Consider the following 19,492-nt stretch of genomic DNA (forward strand, 5'->3'; position numbering starts at 1 on the left):
TTTCACTTAACTAGCTTTTTTAGGTATTTTTTCTCGATAAACCTCGCAGCATTCTTCCCGCCATCTCCGTGGAAGTCTTCCGCTAATTTAGCCGCCTTTTCTTGATAGCCTGCCGTTTGAATCGCTGTGATCGTCTGCATCAAAGCTTTGGCAGAAAAAGGCTTCGCTCTCAATCGAATGGCATTACCATAGGCTTCGCAGTATTTGAGATTCATGGTTTGTTCTTGCTGGAGGCCATAGCCGATAAAAGGTTTACCGGAAATACAGGCCGTTTGTACTGTCCCTTCGCCGCCGTGAATAATCGAAAAACTCAAGTAAGGCGCCAGCAAAGGAGCAGGCAGTAAATCGGTTATACGGATCAAGGAACCTTGGTAATCGGCGATTTCTTCATCTGACAAGTATTGTTTAATCGGTGCCAGCACCAGGAAATCTGTGTCCTGCAAGACCGCCAAAATGTTGCGGGCCAGTTGCGGATTACCGGAACTGCCTAAAGCAAAATAAACGATGGGCTGTTGGTTTTGCTGAGCCACTTTTAAAGTTGCCTCTAAATCAGGCGGCAACGAATCTGCCAACTGAGCGAAAACCGGTCCGATATTGTGATAATTGGCGGGATAACTCTGCCAGTTAGTGAAGTCGCGAAAGGTGGTGATCAGATTTTCGTCACCATCTAACAGTTCAATGCTGTATTTAGGCAAGGTCAGCTGATAGTTTTTTGCTACTTTACGAAAGGCTTTCGGTTTCCAGGTGATTTTGCTCATCAATGCATCGATAAGTGTTTGGGCATCGTTTTCCAGCTGCGGTCGTGACAGGGCATAAGGCTTCACGTAGACTAGCGGGATTTTGGCGATGCGGGCACTGAGAAAAATCGTGACGTTGGTTCCGGTAATCACAACTTTGGGTCTTTGCTTCTGTAAAAAGTCCAGCTCGCTTTTTACTCTTGCGGCAACTAACTCAGTAGTAAAAGGATTCGTGATACCTTTCATCTGGTCCAACGCAATGATTTGTCTTTCCTGTTCCTTAGTCAAAACCGGCGCCAGCAAAGTAAAAGGAAAGCCGTTCTTGGTAATCAAAGCTGCATGAGTAGTGGAAAAACCGAAAAACTGGCAATTGCAGGAGGTTCGCAGCTCTTTGGCCACTTCGATCATGCGAGTAGTTTCGGCTAGATTAAAGGTAGCCGGGGTAAAGACGATGGTTTGGTTGAACATGGTAGGCTCCTTTTTGACAGTATGGGAAGTATAAATTTTTCACAATTGAAAATGTTATTACGATCCTGTCGATAATGTCCGGCTTCACAAACTAACTTGCCAGTTCCACTTTTGACAGTTCAAAAAAGCTGGTTTATCAGATAATTAAAGCTTAACGAGTATCAGATTTAAACCACTTAGTGGAATGGTATGATTCACGCCCCAAAAGTCGGTTTTTGTAACCTTATCAGTTTGGGGATATATCCGACAAACGTGATAAAGAGCTGGGAAAAATTCTTCATTCTATAAGATGATTCTAAAAGAGCTGGTTTTTCCTTATCCGTTATTCCTTTTATCAAATTTTTTATGTTAATGGCACCTATCTTAAATGAAAACCAGATTTTTGTGCGCAAGAATCCCCTGACGGGTATCTGGTCTACATGATAACGACGACGCAAAATCGACGGAACACCTTCAATACCATTTCTAAAGTGAGCGAGTTTTTGAAACTCTTCGCTTTCCATAAATTTTAGATGTTGCGCTCGTGAAATCTTTTCTTTTGTTAGTCTTACTGTAGCTGCTTGTTTTTGCAATTTTGGTTTACAGGTTTCCAAGAGCGGGCAAGCTTCACAGGTCGCTTTATCAAACCAACCGCAATAAACTTTATGGTCTTTATGGAAACTTCTTTTGTAGGATAGGTGCCCAGCTGGACAACACATTGTCCCGTCTTCATTGATTTGGAATTCTCCTTTTATCGTGTCTGGGAGAAGGCCCGAGAGATTTGTTGGGACAAACCAGATGTTTTGTTTTGAAGCTTGTTGTTGATTGTGAACACTACCAAATGCTCCGTCAGAAATAAGCGTTGTGCGCTGTTGAACCTCTCCGAGTTTCTCTAGAACTTCTTTACAAAAGATCTGATCACCTTTGATATTACGCGCATAGTCATATTGGGAAATGATAGAGCCGTTATCACCAACAGTTTCCACGACATTTCCTACGTAGCCAAAATGATGCTTGCCAGCTTTTTTTCGATAGGTGGCCTCTGGATCATAAGGATTTTGGATACTTGATGCCGTAATTTCTTGACCTGGTTTTTGTTGTGTTTGACCAGCATCATCTGTGAAAGTTTGTTCTTCAAGAACCTGACACAACAGTTGGTAATCGGGTAACTGGTGATAGTTTTCGTTTAATTCTTCTTTTAACGAGACCGCGTCTTGAATCAACTGGTCTAGTTTTTCCGGGGTGTCTCGATCAGTATCATGGTAAAAGACTTGATTGGCATCGGTAGGATCAAGATAGTGCATTTGGTCTTTTGGACAATCCCTATCGCTCATAGATTCGATGGCTTTGACAAGGTTTTGTACGCATCGATACATTAATTCTAGACGAGACATTCTGCGACAATTGGCGGAAACCATCAGACTGTCCATTCGTTTCATTGTTGGTTCAATCTCAAGAAATTGAAGAAAGACTTCGGCGAGTGCTTCCATTTCTTGTTGGAGTAAATCTTCGCCGGTTTCTAATAGGTGAAGATACAGGCGATTTCGGAAACGATTGAAACTATTTTTACTAACTGGCTGTTCGTCAAAACTAGTAGTGTGCAGCGCGTATTGAAAGCGCAGGTCGCCACAAACAATGGCTTCCAGCAATTCTTCATCCGTCATTTGTAGTAATTCTTTTAACAACAATGAGCCAACTAAAATATTGACGGGTGTGTTAGGACAAGAAGCAGGATCTGAACTATACAAAACGGCAAAACGTTCTTCGCAAATGGCAGGAAAAACAATATCTCCGAATCCCTTGGCCCAAGATTTAAGGACGAACTTCTGTGTCCGCTCGGGTGCTTGTTGGAATCGATCATTTAACGAGAGTTGTTGTGAAGAATTTAGTCTAAAAGCCATGATGAAGCCCCCTGTCTACATTTCTTAGCTCTATTATACTACGTTAGGAAGCGTCGCATCTTTACTTTTGGGGTGTGAATCATGGTATGCGTACGAGAATAAAGTGAATTTTTGCAGAAAATTCACTACCGCATTAAGGAGCTATGTCAGCACTAAGCGAAACTTGAGGAGCATCAAGTAGGTACCAATCAGCATCAGCTCCTACGATCGCTTTGTTTCTTGGCAGTTTCTCCAAATTTTAGTCTTATTGCTGTGAGACACAACGATTGCGTAAGCCGCATTGAAGTGGAACACAGTACCTTCACGGTGCTCTAAAGCTGAACGAGTTTGCGAAGCCTTTCTTAGAAAAAATGCGCATCCTCTAAGAAGATGCGCACGTGGTATTTATTTGCGAAGGTCGTCTAAAAATTCGGTTTTCCCGGCCGTTTTTTCGTCCTTCATTTTGATAACACGGGCTGGTGAACCGGCCACAACTGCACCGGCAGGCACGTCTTCCGTGACGATAGCACCGGCAGCAACAACGGCATCTTTTCCGACACGAACGCCTTCTAACACGACGGCGTTGGCACCAACTAGTACGTTGTCTTCGATGATCACAGGTGTAGCACTAGGCGGCTCTAAAACGCCGGCTAACACTGCACCAGCACCAATGTGGGCATGTTTTCCAACGGTCGCCCGGGCGCCTAAAATCGCCCCCATGTCGATCATGGTACCTTCACCAACTGAAGCACCGATGTTAATGATGGCACCCATCATGATGACGGAGCTGTCGCCGATTTCTACCCGATCACGAATTAATGCGCCAGGTTCAATGCGGGCATTAACCGTCGTGATATCCAGCATCGGCACCGCTGAATTGCGGCGGTCGTTTTCAATGTAGCTTTCGGTGATTCTATCTTGCTGTTCTTCCAATAAAGCAGTTACTTCAGGGGCATTACCAATCCAGATCCAAGCGTGACCTTGACCGAAAATTTTTACTTTATCGCTTTTGACGCCGGCCAAATCACCTTGTACATAGGCTTTAATCGGGGTCATTTTTTCTGCGTTTTTAATAAATTTCGCAATTTCATATGGGTCGGTTAAGTTCTCGTGGGTCATTGTCTTCCTCTTTCTATTTTTCGTCAATTAATTGTTCCATGTCATATAAACCAGCAGATTTCTGGCTGACATATTTTGCTGCCTTCACCGCACCGTTAGCGAATATATTACGGGAAAGAGCCAAATGATTTAGTTCGATGATTTCGTCTGGTCCAGCATACAACACAGTGTGCTCGCCAGGGATAGTTCCGCCGCGAACCGCATGAATGCCTAGTTCAGACAAGGGATTGCTTAAATCGTTGCCGTGACGGCCGTAGATATAGGTTTTCTTTTCTTTTACCGCATCATTAACAGCATCTGCCAGCAATAAGGCTGTTCCGCTAGGGGAATCCTTTTTCTGGTTGTGGTGTTTTTCAATGATTTCCACATTAAAGTCGTCTTCCAATAACGGCGTGATTTCACGAATCGCTTTGGCTAGTAAATTAATGCCAATTGACATGTTAGCCGAAAAGAAGACGGCCGTTTTTTCGCTGGCTGCTAAAAGCCGTTTTTTGGTATCTTCCTCTAAACCAGTTGTGGCAACCACCACTGGCAGTTGTTTTTCGACACAATAGTCTAAAACAGCGGGTGTCGCAGTGTAATGGGAGAAGTCGATGACGACATCCGCTGCTACATCACAATCTGCCATGCTTTGAAACGTTGGAAAATCGGCGGAAAATTCCTCTCGGTCAATTCCAGCAGCAACCACCATTTCAGCGTCATTAGCGATCATCTCCTGCAACACGCGTCCCATGCGGCCATTGGCACCGTTCAAAATAACTTTTAGCATTTTAAACCTCCAACCCGTAAGCGGCCATTTCTTTTTTCAGGCGCTCAACCGTTTCTGGCTGTGCGGCACTTAATGGTAGACGGAAGTTTGGATCGATTTTGCCTAAAAGTCCCACAGCAGTTTTAACCGGAATCGGGTTAACTTCACAGAATAAGGCGTGAATCAGCGGCAATTGCGCCAACTGCATTTCGCGAGCCAAATCATAATTACCATCTAAAACCGCTTGTGTCAACTCGTGGGTTTGTTTTGGTGCGATGTTAGCAATGGTAGAAATAACACCTTTGCCGCCTAAAGCCATTAATGGTAAGACTTGGTCATCGTTGCCTGAATAAACAGTAAAGTCATCAGATGCCAAACGACAAATGTCTGCAACCTGTGAAATATCACTGCTAGCTTCTTTGATTCCCACAATATTTGGAATAGTAATCAATTTTTCCACTAATGCAGCTGTTAGATTCATATTTGTCCGTGATTGCACGGAGTACAAGATGATTGGTAATTTCACACTTTGAGCGATTTTCTCATAATGCAAGAATAATCCAGTATCTGAAGCTTTGTTGTAATAAGGAGTCACGATTAATAAAGCATCGGCTCCGACACTTTCAGCGCCTGTGGATAATTCGATCGCATGGTTGGTGTCATTAACACCAGTCCCGGCAATAATCGGCACGCGGCCGGCTGCCTTCTTGACTACTGCTTCGATGACGCTAATATGTTCATGATTGGCCAAAGTAGAAGCTTCACCAGTGGTTCCGCACGCTACGATAGCATCTGTACCTTGTTCAATTTGCCATTCAACGAGTTCGTCTAATCGCTTATAATCAACCGCCCCGTCTTCTTTCATGGGTGTAACTAACGCGACTGCTGTACCTTCAAAGATGCTCAAATAAAACACTCCTTTGTGTGTGATTTAAAAGGATTAGTAAAGCTTAAAAATTGAAAGCTAATCCTTTAATTATTCGAATTATATACCAAATCATTAGAACATGTCTATTTGTTTTCTAATCCTTTTTTCTTATTTGAATAAAAAAACAGAAATTCCCAATGAAAAGCTTTATTTATGCAGACTTTTAGGACGTCCTCCGAGAAGTCGTTGGAAGTTACTGCAGAGGTCAAATGATCTAAAGGCCGACACTGAATTCACAGCTTCAGCCTTCTTCAATGAAAAATATTTGGAAATTTCTAGAAAATTCTTTCAAATTGTAAAATTTTGCTGTATTTCCTGCACCAAAGGACAATCATTTACCTTTATCGTTGATAAATCCACCAGTTTTTGTACTTTTTTGCGGTATTGTACTGGCGATAAATGATACTTCTCTTTAAAGCATTTGCTAAAATAAGCAGAGTTATTAAAGCCGCACTGAAAAGCAATCGAAGTGGCCGGTTGATTGGTTTGAAAAAGTTTCACAGCAGCTAACGCTAACCGAGCATCTTTTACATAGTGGCTAAAGGATAAATCAGCCAAGTAAAAGGCTTTTTGCAGCGTACGGACGGAGGTTTGGCAGAAACGAGCAGTTCGTTCAATTGATAAAGTAGTGTCCCACAAATAGGACCGAATGTAGTCAGCCGCCTGATTTAACAATTGGTTATCATCTGAAGGTGGTGTTGTTTGTAAGACCCATTCGGTTAACAAGCTGATCAAATGGTGCAAGATCAATTTGTTTTCATCTTGGGAAGCAGCGTGAAACTGCTCTTCAAAGGTAAAAAAACTCTCCAGCAAAAAGCGCCCTAAACCTTGTGAAGCATCGAGCACATTACTAGCATCGGCTGGGCCAAGCAGGTTACGATTGTGGCCGTTTTTTTCAATAAACAAATTAAGGCTTTCTGTAGGTCGCAGGCGGTCATAGGTACTGATGGTATTTAGATCAAAAATGCCAATTGTGTAGTCCGACAGTACGGTGCGGTTATTTTGACTAGCATGGATTTCGTGTCCATAGCGAATAAAGCGTAAGCCCAAGTAATCATGGGAAGTATTTGGAACCCGGGTGAAAATACCTTGCGAACGATTGACGACACTGTAAGTTAAAACCGTATTGTCCAGCTGATGAATATGAGAAATGGTTAGGCTGTCGGTTTGATGACTTTGTATGGTATAGCGAAAATTTAAATGAGCCAGTCCGTCTGAGTAATCCTGCGCCCTAGAAAAGCGCTGATAATGATGGGTCATGGATCTTTGCTCCTCTCGCGTGATTCTTATATTGCCGCGGCGTGAAAGTGATAGTTTTTTCTAGCTGACTACGTATACTTTAAGTATAACGATTGATAGGGTTTTCACAAGCGTTTTTACCATGCTGGAATGAATTGTCTTAAGAACATTTTTAAGAGGAGGAAGCTGTATGGAAACAAAGTATCAAGCATTATTTTCACCGTTGAAGATCGGACCAGTAGAAGTGCCCAACCGGATTGCCATGATGCCAATGGGGGTGTTCTCACCGCGATTGCTAAGTATGGAGACGATTGCTTACACTAAAGATGGCGCAGATTATTATATTGAACGGGTCAAAGGCGGCACCGGTTTGATCATTACTGGCTTGATGCCGGTAGTAGACAATATGGGCTTTTGTATTTTGAGCAACCCGGAAGGCTATGTAAGAGACATGAAGTATTTGATGGACGGCGTACATGAAGCAGGCGGAAAAGTGTTCGTTCAGTTGACGGCGTTAACCGGACGGGCAAATCATGGACTGACTGGGATTACACCAGCACCAGCACCAATTCAAAATGTCTGGGACCCAACTAAGATCGACATTGGTATGACCAAAGAGGAAATCCACCAGTATGTGAAGAACTTTGCCGAAGGTGCCAAACTAGTACAGGATGCTGGTGGTGATGGGGTGGAGATTCACGCCGTCCACGAAGGTTATTTGCTGGATCAATTTGTCATTTCTTTCTTCAACCGTCGAACCGATGAATACGGCGGTTCTTTGGAAAATCGCCTGCGGATTATCAAAGAAATTGTGGAAGCCATCAAGGAAAAATGCGGTGCCGATTTCCCAGTTTCTATGCGCTACAGTGTGAAAAGCTATGTGAAGGACTTCAACCGCGGCGCACTTCCCGGAGAAACGTTTGAAGAAAAAGGCCGGGATTATGAAGAATCTTGGGTGGTAGCTAAGAAATTGGAAGAGTTCGGCTATGACATGCTGAATTGTGACAACGGCAGCTACGATTCTTGGTTCTGGGCACACCCGCCAATGTACATGCCAAAAGCCTGCAACTTGGACGATGTAATGAAGCTAAAAGAGGTGGTAAATATTCCGATTGTCTGTGCCGGCCGTTTTGATGATCCTGAGTTGGCAGACAAAGTGATTGCTGAAGGCAAACTGGATATGATGGGAATGGGGCGCCCCTTGTTGGCTGATCCTGAGATTGCTAATAAATTTGCGGAGGGCCGTTTGGCAGATGTTCGACCTTGTATTTATTGTCATCAAGGCTGTCTAGGCCGGATTTTCCAAGGTAAAGATATTTCCTGTGCAGTGAATCCAGCCTGCGGACGGGAAAAGAGCTACGCCTTGACACCAGCTGAAACGGCGAAAAAAGTATTGGTAGTTGGTGGTGGCATCGGCGGTATGGAAGCTGCTCGTGTGGCAGCGCTCCGTGGTCACAAGGTCGACCTGATGGAGAAAACCGACGAATTAGGTGGCGTGTTTGTGGCAGCTGCTACGCCAGATTTCAAAGAAGATGACCGAGCACTGCTAGAATGGTACAAGAAACAAATGATTGATTTAGGCATCAATATACAAATGAACACCGAAGTAACCGAAGCTATGACAAAAGGCTACGATGAAATTTTCGTAGCGACTGGTGCTAGCGAAAGAAAACTGGAAACACCAGGATTCGACAGTGAACACGTAACCTATGCTATTGATGCCTTGAAGAACAAAGAAATTACCGGCGAAAATGTCGTAGTGGTTGGTGGAGGGCTGACTGGCTGTGAAATTGCCTATGATCTAGCTCGTAAAGGTAAAAAAGTGACCATCGTGGAAGCAAGCGAAACCATCATCAACGCTTTCGGCTTGTCAGCAGCCAACTACAACATGCTGATGGAGTTATTGGATTACTACAATGTAACCGTGATTAAGAATGCAGTGGTAGATAAATTCGAAGACAGCAAGGCCTATATAACAGAAACGATTAAGAACTATCCGAACGTGGCGAATCGGGCACAACACATGTTTGCTCTAGGTGTACAGGGTATGCCGAAGGTTCATGAAATTCCTGCCGATGACATAGTGGTTTCAGTAGGCTATCTGCCAGATGACAATTTGTATCAAGCCATCAAAGGAGACAACGTGTATTTGATTGGTGATGCTAAGAAACCGACCAACGTGATGGATGCAATTTGGGCGGCTTATGAAGTGGCGATGAAGGTGTAGTAATATTATAGAAGAAAATCAGATAAATTAGCGAGTGAAGAAGGGAATACTCCGTCTTTTCACTCGCTTTTTTTATTCTCTAGATAAAGTAAAATTTTTCACAATGGAAATGGTTGTTACTGTAAAATCAGGTGAGTTTGCAGAGCCTTTCTTCGCCTTTTTCAAAAATTGTCCGCCGATGCTAGACAATCTCCTCATTTGTACTATAATATTAGAAACTATCAATATGTTTCTAATCGAAAAAACATTTCTCCATAATTTGAAAATAAAGGATGATACGATGATTGATCTTGAAATTCAGGAGCTAGAGGAACAGGTTACCAAAATTCGACGGGAGCTGCATCAGATTCCTGAGTTAGGTTTGGAAGAGTTTGAAACCGCTAAGTATATTCGCGAGAAACTGGCAACATTTGGCATCACAGAAATTATCGAAGTGATAAATACGGGAACAATCGCCGTGATTCGCAGCGACCGCCCCGGCAAAACGATTGCTTACCGCTCGGATATCGATGCTTTACCGGTGGAAGAACAAACCGGCTATGCGTTCGCTTCAAAAACACCTGGGAAAATGCACGCTTGCGGACACGATGGACATATGTCCACCTTGTTGGGCTTTGCGGCTTATTTAATGAAGCATCCAGAAAAAGTGCGGGGCACGATTGTATTAGTTTTCCAACCAGCTGAAGAAGGTCCTGGTGGCGCACAACTAATCGTGGACACCGGCATTTTACAGGATTTAGGAGTAGATGAAATTGTCGGCTTGCATGTCTTCCCTGATTTGCCGGCGGGAAAAATTTCTTGTCGCCCAGGTCCCATGATGGCCCGCAATGCGGAAGTGACGATCAAGGTGAAAGGTCTAAGCTCACACGGTGCACAACCGCAGCAAGGAGAAGATGCGATCGTAGCAACTGGCGGAATTATCTCGGGACTATCTAGTATTTTGGCGCGTAATATCAGCCCGCTAGACAATGTGGTGCTAACCTTTGGCACAATTCACGGTGGCGAAGCTATGAACATCATCGCCCAAGAAGTTGTCTTGCATGGCACGATGCGAGCGTTTGATGACGCCGTGTACGATGAAGTAGTCCGCCGGGTAGATCTGATTGCAACCGAAATTGCCCGTGGCTACGGCTGTGAAGCCGAAGTGATTTTTAATCATATGTATCGAGTAGTGGATAACGATGCCCGCATGGTGGCTGCACTGGAAAAAACAGCCGCCGATTATTATGTCGAAACCCCGCCATATTTAATTGCTGAGGATTTTTCCATGTATCAAACCGTGATGCCAGGGATGTTTTTCTTTTTAGGTATTCGCGATGAAGAAAAAGGGTACACTTATCCTTTACACAGCGGCAAAATGAAATTTGATGAAAAACATTTATTACTAGGTATTCAAACATTTGTGAACTTAATTGAAGCCCTAAATGAAGGAGAATAAAATGGACATGACAGTAGAAAACGGCCACCTTTTATGGGATGGCTGTGACACAGTAGAATTAGCGAAAACTTACGGCACTCCGTTATATGTTTTTTCTCAAAGCATTATTGAAGAACGCTGCCAGGAGCTGCGTCAAGATTTTGTCGATAAATACGAGAATGTGCGAGTGGCTTATGCTAGTAAAGCCTTCTCAACAATGGCGATGATGAAAATCATCGAAAAACAAGGCTTCTCTTTAGAAGTCCTTTCCGACGGAGAACTGTATACGGCGTTGAAGGCGGGTTTCCCTGTAGAAAAAATCGAAATTAACGGCAATAACAAATCCATGGCGGAATTAGAAATGTCGATTGAACATGGTGTGGGCCGTATTATTGTGGACAGCTTGCAGGAAGTCGACCGGATTTCGGCTATTGCCAAAGAAAAACAAAAAATGGTCAACGTCCTATTCCGCATTACCCCAGAGGTGAATGTAAATACCCATTCCTTCATCTCAACAGGGCAAAAGGATTCAAAATTTGGGATTCCAATTAACGAAGACATCTTGTTCCCAGAGGTAGAAAAAGCCATTAAGGCAGAAGGCATCAATTTCTTGGGCTTCCATTTTCATGTGGGCAGTCAGCTAGATGATAACAGCGCTCATCTTGGAGCAGTGGATATTGCCTTGGATTTAGTAAAAGTTGTGAAGGATCGTCTGGATTATGAAATCAGCGAGTTGAACTTCGGCGGTGGCTTCGGGGTGCGTTATACCGATGAAGATATTCGTCAGCCCTTTGCTTATTTCCTTGATCCGATGATGGAAAAAGTTTTAGCCTTTTGCGAAAAGGAACATTATCCGCAGCCAGCTGTCGTGATCGAACCAGGTCGCAGTATCGTAGCAGAAGCAGGAATCACTTTGCATACGATTGGCGCAATTAAAGAGTTGCCAGGCATCCGCAAATACGTCAGCATCGACGGCGGTATGACCGACAACATTCGTCCAGGTTTATATGCAGCAAAATACACCGGTGTTTTGGCGAACAAAGCCGATCAGCCAGCTGCCGAAAAAGTAACCATTTCCGGAAAAATCTGTGAAAGTACTGATATTTTGGTGAAGGACATTGAACTGCCAACCGTGGAAATCGACGACGTTTTTGCGACGTTTTCAACTGGCGCATACGGCTACTCAATGGCTAGCAACTACAACAAGCTAGCAATTCCAGCAGTGGTCTTGGCAAATAAGGGACAAGCGGACCTGATCGTCAAACGCCAAACCTTGGAGCAATTAATCGAAAATGAAGTCATTCCTGACTCACTAAAATAAAAAGGAGCAACCGATGAAGATACCTTTTAACAAAATGCAAGGCGCCGGCAATGATTTTATTGTCGTGAACAACATAGAGTTGGGCTTATCTGGCGAACAACTGAGCCAATTGGCTAAACAAACCTGTGCCCGCCGCGTGTCAGTAGGGGCAGATACGTTAATTGCCATCGAAACGGCCAAAGGTAACGGCGATTTCTACGCTCGTTATTATAATTCGGACGGTTCAGAAGCGGAAATGTGTGGCAACGGTGCTCGCTGTGTGGCCCGCTTTGCTTATGAAACGGGCTTGGCACAAGAAGAAATGGTGATCGAATCGATTGCTGGCTATGTACCTGCACAACGTTTGGATGAACGGATTTATCGCGTACAGCTGAATTCGCCTGCTGTATTTAAAGAAGATGTGGTATTGCAGGTAGAAGGCCGTGATATCACGGTAGATTATGTGGAGCTGGGCAATCCTGGCATTCCGCATTTGGTGGTACATTATCCGGATCTAGCCATGACCCAATTGGAAACAATTCTCGACTTAGGGCGGGAATTACGGAACTATCCTGCTTTTGAAAAAGGGGCCAACGTTAACTTTTATGACCTGTTGCGAGACGGTCATGTGGTGGAACGGACCTACGAACGGGGCGTGGAAGACTTTACTTTAGCCTGCGGAACTGGTACCGGCTCGACTGCTTATGTGCTGAATAAAAAAGGGTTAACCCCAAATAATCCAGTCAAAGTAGAGGTATTAGGCGGTCAACTGCAGGTCAACGTGGAAGGGGAAAACCTCTTCTTGATCGGCGACACTAACCGAATAGTTGAAGGCGCCATTATCGACGAAGATTTACATTTATAATAGAAGCAAACCGCTGTGTGGAGAGACACGGCGGTTTTTTTTGCTTAATCTCGCGTGAAAAGCAAGCGCTTAGGCATTAAATACGGGAAATGACTTCAAATGATACAAAAGACAAACAATCGCTGTTAAAAATAATGTTTTCCTAATGATTGAAACTCACGATGTCGAGAAAATACCAGAAGGTTTTCCTGAACAGCACTTTTGTTATAATAATATACTGTAAGTTTCATCCCTATGCTTAGTATATTCATTGTAAAATAACGAAAATACTAAACACTTTCTCCTAGCATGTGGGAGGAGGTGTTTATTCAAGGCTCAAAACTAGCGACTGCCTTCTGCAGTTCAATCCGGGTACGCACTTCTACCTTGGAATAAATATTGTGAATATGCGTTTTAAGGGTGCCTTGAGAAATGTACAATTTTTCGGAGATGACCGTCGTCGGTTCATTTTGGACTATTAAGTAGAGCACCTCACGCTCTCGCGGAGTCAATTTATATTTCTCGGAGAACGCGCTTAAATAAAGTGTAGTATCATTTGTCTCGGCGGATTCTTGCTGAAAAAAGTTACGAAAAGACGGCAAAGACCAGTGAAAGACAGAAAAAGCAAAGGCGAGCCACAAAACATTTTCTGACAAACTACGCCCTTTAATGGCGATGTCACTGCTGTAAAAAGCCGAAATTTGAGAAATAGTCAATGAATCTTCGATAAAAATAGTGAAAATCAATACAAGAAAAACAATTAAATAATTAAAGTAACGGCTAAGTTCTTTCTTCTCATCGACATCTTTGGTCCGGTGGTAAAATAGAAAAAAGCCACTGAGAAAAAATAAGCGATAAAATTGACGAATCGAATAGAAGATCCATAGAAACATTTGGGTTTCAGAGCGTGGCAAAGAAACCAATTCTATCAGCACAAAGGGAATCAAATAACCGAAATAAACGTAAGGCCTTTTGACATGGAAAATCTCCAGTAGCAATAACAAATCCAAGCCCAAAGTAATGGTAGAAATGACTATTCGTAAAGCTCCTTGCTGAACAAAGCCCATGAGCAATTCACTCGACTGGCTTAAGTTAATATAGTCAATAAATGAGACTTCGAAAATATTGGCGCAAATAATTAAAAAAGCATACAAGGCTTTTTTATCACGAAATTTTAAATAAAGGGCTGAGGCCGGGAATAAAACGAATGCTTGCAAGACAATTAGGACGGTAGTTAAGATATAAATGACCAAATTCAAGAGAACTCACCTCCAATTTAAGTTTAGTGCACACAATTTTTGTGGAAAAGTACGCTCAAAAGAAACCCGCAGAAACCGCATAAAACCGGGGGATTAGACGATCTATATCAAAAGGTATAGAGAAAATAATCCCTTTTTTGTAGTTTAAACCCTTTTGGAAACGATTACATTTAGAGGGAAGTAATATCTCTGTCACTTTGAAAAAGATGCTTTCTATATATTATAAAGGAAAGAGGTGGAAAATAGAATATCGCTGTGAAAGATCATTATAAGTTTAAAAAATGAAGGGAAGTGAAGCATGTGGATGCAACGGAAGAAAAGATGGAAAATCAAGAGGATCGCGAGTTAGGTACTAAAAAAATCCTGCCATTGTTTGCCAAGTATTCAATCTTAACGTTGATCGGAATGTTAGCCCAGGCGATCATGGTTATCTTAGAAGGACTGGTGATCGGTCGTGGGCTAGGAGAAGCTGGATTAGCCAGTGTGGGAATTATTATGCCGCTGGAATATTTAATGCTGGCATTAGGTGGCTTTTTCGCAATTGGGATTTCGACAATTTGTGCCATGCGATTAGGAGATGGTGATGAGGAAGGGGCTAGGAAAGCCTACGGTCAAGGTCTGTGGTTCAGCTTGATTTCTAGTGTCGTGATTGCGGTGGTGATTTTCCTATTTGCCGGAAATGTAGCTACTCTGCTAGGAGCAACACCAGAGCTGCATGGTGACATTGTCCTATTTATTCGTTTATTTATGTTCGGCTATCCGTTTTGTATTGTGGGGCATGTGGTGGTGTACATTGCGCGGGTGGATGAAAAACCGTCGATTGCTACTTGGGCTATGACGATTTCAGCGATTTGTGCCATTATCTGGCTCTATATCAGTGTGTTTATATTAAAATTAGGTATTGCAGGAGCTGCTGTATACTATGCATCTTCTATCGGAATTTGGGGACTATTTTTAGTTTACTTTGTGGTTAGTCCCAAAACAATCTTTAAATTTCATCTATCGGATCTAAAATTCGACACCAAGCTGTTGGTAGATATTTCAAAAATAGGGTTTCCTTTTATGCTAGTACAAGCCTCGAGTACGATTTTTACGATTGTATTAAATAACTTCTTGGGCAGCTACGGTGGGGAATTGGACATTGCTGCTTTCGCTGTAATTAACAGTTATATTATTTACATTTTGATGTTAATCACGCAAGCCGCTACTGGTGGCCAACAGCCGATTGCCAGCTACAATTATGGAGCAAAAAAATTAAAACGAGTGATCGAGCTGATCAAGGTCAGCTTTGCGGCCAACGTGATCGGCATTTATCTCTTGGCGGCCATCGCCTTCTTATTCTCAGAACAGTTAGTTAGTTTCTTTGTCGGTTCCGGTTCGGAATTGATTCCTTTAGCGGGAAAATATACCAAAGTGGTCGTTTCATTTGCGGCATTAGGCTTGTCAGCGAATTTAATGTCCGCATACTTCCAAGCAGTCGAGCGTATTCCCGAATCGACTATTCTGGGAATTTGCCGCTACATTGTTTTCGGCGTACCAGCGATCTTCATCATGGCTAATGTACTAGGTGTTACTGGGGTATGGTATTCACAGCCAGTCTCAGATATTTTAACCTTTGCTTTGACGCTATTTTTAACCTATCGAGAAATTAACCGATTGAAAAAAATGGATAGCGAACTTATATAATAGTAGAAAGAAGGAGAAAAGATGCGGAAAGCAGACAAAATTATTATCAGTAAGGCAATTTTTAATGGCGTTTCTGAACAACTAATTGATGGGATGGTAGCGATTAAAGGCAACGAAATTGAATATGTTGGCAATCGAGATATGCTGGAGGAATTGAAAGGACCAGACACAGAAGTAATCGATGCTGGTGAAAAATTAGTCATGCCAGCATTCCACGATGCTCATATCCATATGTACATGTCAGGTATTTATGCTTCACCGTTGGTTCACGTGAATTTCACTGATACCAGTGCCAAGGAATGTGTCGAAGGCTTGAAAGAATTAGCCGAACGTACCGACAAGGAAAAATGGCTGATCGGTGCCGGATGGTACCATACTTTATGGGATGAACCCGTGCTGCCTACCAAGGATATTTTGGATGACTATTATCCTGATCGCCCAGTGTGTATGGTTTCGGCTGATGCCCATACTTTGTGGGTGAACTCAAAAGGCTTGGAAAAACTAGGGATCACGAAAGAGTCTGTTGCTCCTCGTGGTGGAACCTATGCTAAGGATGAAAACGGCGAACTTGTCGGCTTGATTCAAGAAAGTGCAGCAATGTCATTGGTACCGAAAATTTACGATTTTGAGTTAGAGGAAGCCAAAGGTATTTACCTGAACTTCATGAAGATTTTGAATTCCTATGGGATCACTTCAACTTCAGATGTGTCTATGATGTCCGTTCCTGGCGCAGATTTTGTACGAGACGACATTTACGAAGAGTTGCTAAAAGACGATGCCATGACGGTTCGGGTGAACATGTTCCCAACCTTAATCAAAGACTTGTCACGGGCGTATGACCTGCGTGATAAATTCGATGGCGAAATCGTTCGCTGCCAAGGGGTTAAGCAATTCTTTGATGGTGTGTCCTCTACCCATACGGCTTACTTGAAGGACGATTACTCTAATGCGCAATTCGAAGGGGATCACGGGTATCCGACCATGAAGGTAGAAGAGATGGAAGAGCTGATTTTGTGGGCCCACAAAAATGATTTCAGTGCTAGAGTCCATACCATCGGTGATCAGGCGATTCATTGCTTAATCGATTGCATCGAAAAAGCCAACAAAACCTATGGTAAAAAACCATATCTGCATCATACCTTGGAACATTTAGAAAACATTCAAGAACCGGATATTCAACGTTTGGCAGACAATGACATTATTCCATCTTGTCAGCCAGCTCATTTGATGATTGACCCTGACGGCATTGAAAAAGATTTGGGTCAAGAACGGATGCAATTCATGTGGGCGTTCCGCTCCATGCTGGATGCCGGGTGCAATTTAGCCTTTGGTACCGATTCACCAGTTGTTGGTGTGAACCCATTTGAAGGACTATACAATGCGGTCACTCGTAGTTCTGCATTTACGCAAGAACCAAAAGGCGGTTGGGTACCAAAAGAAAAAATCTCCTTGTTTGAATCTGCCCGAGCTTATACCTACGGCGCAGCTTGTGCCGCTTCTCGCGAAGACCGTTTAGGCATACTGACTCAAGGAAAATTGGCTGACCTGATTATTCTCGATCGTAATATTTTCGACAAAGAACCAGAAGAGCTGTTGGAAACTAAAGTAGAAATGACCTTCATGGATGGTAAGATTGTTTATCAACAATAGAATATAAAGAGCTACTTCAGTTACATCGATTATTCGGTTTTCACTGGCTGTGACGTTTTATGTCACAGCCATTTTTATAGTGAGACACCTGTTCGAATGTTAGAGTAGTGTCGGATGGTAGGAAAAAAGTTAGAAGGCGAGATAATTGATCTTCCTATTTAGTATCCGTTGAATTCAGAGACTTAAGTGCGTGGATTATTAATATACAATAGAAGGTAAGTTCAAAAGACTTCAGCCAGCACTAATGATCAAGCTAATTGAAGTTTACCTTTTTTATAATAAGTCATTCTACAGGTACTAAGAACAAGATTAAACATCCGACAACAGGCACTAGCCAAGACTTTAAGGATATTGGCTACCCTAGCGGAACGTAACCAATTGTTTGGTAGGATTTTCTTCCAGATAAAGGGAATAGTTGAGTACCGCAAAAAACGCATGAATAGAATAAGCATATGAGTTTCTCAGAATAGCAATTCTCTAGGTCTTTTCATCCTCAAAACTCACTAAATCAATTAGTAGCTCATGATTTAGTAGTTTATGATATACTAAATAATAATCATGCAAAATGGGGTGAAGGGATGTTTGTAGGTAGAAAACAAGAGCTTGAAGAATTAGAGGAACGATGGACCAGTGATCGTTTTGAATTCATTCCGATTTACGGTCGGCGTCGGGTAGGTAAGACGCGCATGCTGGAAGAATTCATGATAGACAAGCAAGTCATTTATTTTAGCGCCGATCAGTTTGGTTCGGAGATAAACTTAGCAAACTTAAACCAGGCGATTACTCATTTGATTCCATCGGAAGAATCAGGTAAAAACTTTTCTAATTTTGAGGATGCATTTAAAGCGGTAGCTGATATCGCTAAAGCTTCAGAAGAACCGCTCGTTTTCATTATCGATGAATATCCACAACTAGCAAAATCCAGAGAAGGAATTGCCGACATTTTACAAAAAACAATTGACAGTGTCTATCAGGAAATTGATAATTTACTGCTGATCCTGACGGGTTCGCAAGTAGCTTTCATGGAGGAACACGTTCTCAGTGAAAAGAGTCCGCTACACAACAGTATCACAGGACAGATAAAAATCCTGCCGTTAAATTTCTCGGAAGCGCATGCGCTGCAGCCACGGATACCAAAAGAAGTCTTCATGACGATTTACAGTTTGACTGGCGGTATCCCAATGTACTTGACTATGCTAGATGATCGCTTGTCTTTGAAAGAAAATATCTTGACCTTTGTGTTAAAAAAGAACACTTTTTTGTATGAAGAGCCAGGCAATCTATTGATGCAGGAACTGAGAACACCGAATCGTTACAATGACATCATCGCTGCAATTGCTAGTGGTGCCGGAGAGGTAAGAGAAATTGTTGCTGAGACGGGAATCAATTCGGGGCCGTTAACCAAATATTTAGAAACCTTAATTGATCTGGAGATTGTTGAAAGAAAAATGCCGTTGACAGAAATCGGCAAAAATAAGCCTAGCTATACAGTGAGTGATGGACTGTTCCGTTTTTGGTATCGTTATGTCCCTAAGTATAAAAATTTTATCGAAAACGGACACACGGAATTAATATGGGATAAGATCGCAGCAGACTTATTAGAGTTTACTTCAATAACGTTCGAAAATTATTGCCGGGATTGGTTGTTGTCTCAAAATGGCAATCAACGGTTTGGCTTTATAATAGAAGAAGTTGGTTCGTGGTGGGGCAATAAACCTGGCAGCCGAACAAAAGGTACCGAACTGGAAAAAGTGGCCATTGTTGGTTTGGGTGCACAAAAAGGGAATCTCTTGCTAGGGGAGTGCCAGTGGCGCAATGAAAAAGTAGATGTACCAATTGCCGAGCTATTTTTAGAACGGACTCGATTTTTTTCTACTCCCAATAAGGAGCTAGTAATCTTCTCCAAAAGAGGGTTTACCAAAGAGTTAAGGGATTTTGCCACGGAGTATTCCATTCGCTTAATCTCATTAGCTGAAATGTAAACCAGCAGTATCGTAATTTAGTAGATCAT

General features: G+C 42.6%; 14 protein-coding genes. 7 read left to right on the top strand and 7 right to left on the bottom strand.

The features are described 5' to 3' along the window. Positions 1-2: 2 nt before the first annotated feature. The 6 genes from IGI42_RS19960 to IGI42_RS19985 form a co-directional block, all read right to left on the bottom strand. Positions 3-1,205 carry a glycosyltransferase gene (locus tag IGI42_RS19960; RefSeq protein ID WP_438717788.1) on the bottom strand — a complete coding sequence of 401 codons (1,203 nt, stop codon included), beginning with the start codon at positions 1,203-1,205 and terminating at the stop codon, positions 3-5. A 194-nt stretch (positions 1,206-1,399) separates the two neighbouring features. Further along, the gene (locus IGI42_RS19965) at positions 1,400-3,085 is read right to left on the bottom strand and encodes a transposase (protein WP_438715232.1); all 1,686 of its coding nucleotides are present in this window, start codon (positions 3,083-3,085) and stop codon (positions 1,400-1,402) included. A 384-nt stretch (positions 3,086-3,469) separates the two neighbouring features. Next, positions 3,470-4,183 carry a 2,3,4,5-tetrahydropyridine-2,6-dicarboxylate N-acetyltransferase gene (gene dapD, locus IGI42_RS19970; RefSeq protein WP_438717789.1) on the bottom strand — a complete coding sequence of 238 codons (714 nt, stop codon included), beginning with the start codon at positions 4,181-4,183 and terminating at the stop codon, positions 3,470-3,472. Between the two features lie 13 nt (positions 4,184-4,196). Beyond that, complete coding sequence (gene dapB / locus IGI42_RS19975; RefSeq protein ID WP_438717790.1) at positions 4,197-4,952, bottom strand: 4-hydroxy-tetrahydrodipicolinate reductase; 756 nt, start codon at positions 4,950-4,952, stop codon at positions 4,197-4,199. Position 4,953: 1 nt separating this feature from the next. Continuing rightward, positions 4,954-5,838 (bottom strand): 4-hydroxy-tetrahydrodipicolinate synthase, encoded by an 885-nt coding sequence (gene dapA / locus IGI42_RS19980; RefSeq protein ID WP_438717791.1) that lies wholly within the window; start codon positions 5,836-5,838, stop codon positions 4,954-4,956. Positions 5,839-6,147: 309 nt separating this feature from the next. Continuing rightward, positions 6,148-7,119, bottom strand: coding sequence for a helix-turn-helix transcriptional regulator (locus IGI42_RS19985; RefSeq protein WP_438717792.1), 972 nt, complete (start codon positions 7,117-7,119; stop codon positions 6,148-6,150). 169 nt (positions 7,120-7,288) lie between these two features. Between IGI42_RS19985 and IGI42_RS19990 the strand changes: the two genes are divergently transcribed. The 4 genes from IGI42_RS19990 to dapF all read left to right on the top strand — a co-directional run bounded on the left by IGI42_RS19990 (position 7,289) and on the right by dapF (position 12,907). After that, positions 7,289-9,325 carry an FAD-dependent oxidoreductase gene (locus IGI42_RS19990; RefSeq protein ID WP_438717793.1) on the top strand — a complete coding sequence of 679 codons (2,037 nt, stop codon included), beginning with the start codon at positions 7,289-7,291 and terminating at the stop codon, positions 9,323-9,325. Between the two features lie 280 nt (positions 9,326-9,605). Further along, positions 9,606-10,763, top strand: a complete 1,158-nt coding sequence (locus IGI42_RS19995) for a M20 metallopeptidase family protein (RefSeq protein ID WP_438717794.1) — start codon at positions 9,606-9,608, stop codon at positions 10,761-10,763. Between the two features lies 1 nt (position 10,764). Continuing rightward, positions 10,765-12,063, top strand: a complete 1,299-nt coding sequence (gene lysA, locus IGI42_RS20000; RefSeq protein WP_438717795.1) for a diaminopimelate decarboxylase — start codon at positions 10,765-10,767, stop codon at positions 12,061-12,063. Positions 12,064-12,076: 13 nt separating this feature from the next. Further along, positions 12,077-12,907, top strand: a complete 831-nt coding sequence (dapF, locus tag IGI42_RS20005; protein ID WP_438717796.1) for a diaminopimelate epimerase — start codon at positions 12,077-12,079, stop codon at positions 12,905-12,907. 308 nt (positions 12,908-13,215) lie between these two features. On the opposite strand, the gene IGI42_RS20010 is transcribed toward dapF, so the two are convergent. Beyond that, positions 13,216-14,145: a response regulator transcription factor gene (locus tag IGI42_RS20010; protein ID WP_438717797.1), complete on the bottom strand. Its 930-nt coding sequence runs from the start codon at positions 14,143-14,145 to the stop codon at positions 13,216-13,218. Positions 14,146-14,445: 300 nt separating this feature from the next. Between IGI42_RS20010 and IGI42_RS20015 the strand changes: the two genes are divergently transcribed. From IGI42_RS20015 to IGI42_RS20025, 3 genes are all read left to right on the top strand, one after another. Beyond that, on the top strand, positions 14,446-15,831 hold the full coding sequence (locus IGI42_RS20015; RefSeq protein WP_438717798.1) for an MATE family efflux transporter: 1,386 nt from the start codon (positions 14,446-14,448) through the stop codon (positions 15,829-15,831). A gap of 21 nt (positions 15,832-15,852) precedes the next feature. Continuing rightward, complete coding sequence (locus IGI42_RS20020; protein ID WP_438717799.1) at positions 15,853-17,481, top strand: amidohydrolase; 1,629 nt, start codon at positions 15,853-15,855, stop codon at positions 17,479-17,481. Positions 17,482-18,059: 578 nt separating this feature from the next. Continuing rightward, positions 18,060-19,463: an ATP-binding protein gene (locus tag IGI42_RS20025; RefSeq protein ID WP_438717800.1), complete on the top strand. Its 1,404-nt coding sequence runs from the start codon at positions 18,060-18,062 to the stop codon at positions 19,461-19,463. Positions 19,464-19,492 lie beyond the last annotated feature (29 nt).

The sequence above is a fragment of the Enterococcus sp. AZ109 genome (genome assembly GCF_051714625.1).
In the GTDB taxonomy this organism is placed as follows: Bacteria; Bacillota; Bacilli; order Lactobacillales; family Enterococcaceae; genus Enterococcus_A.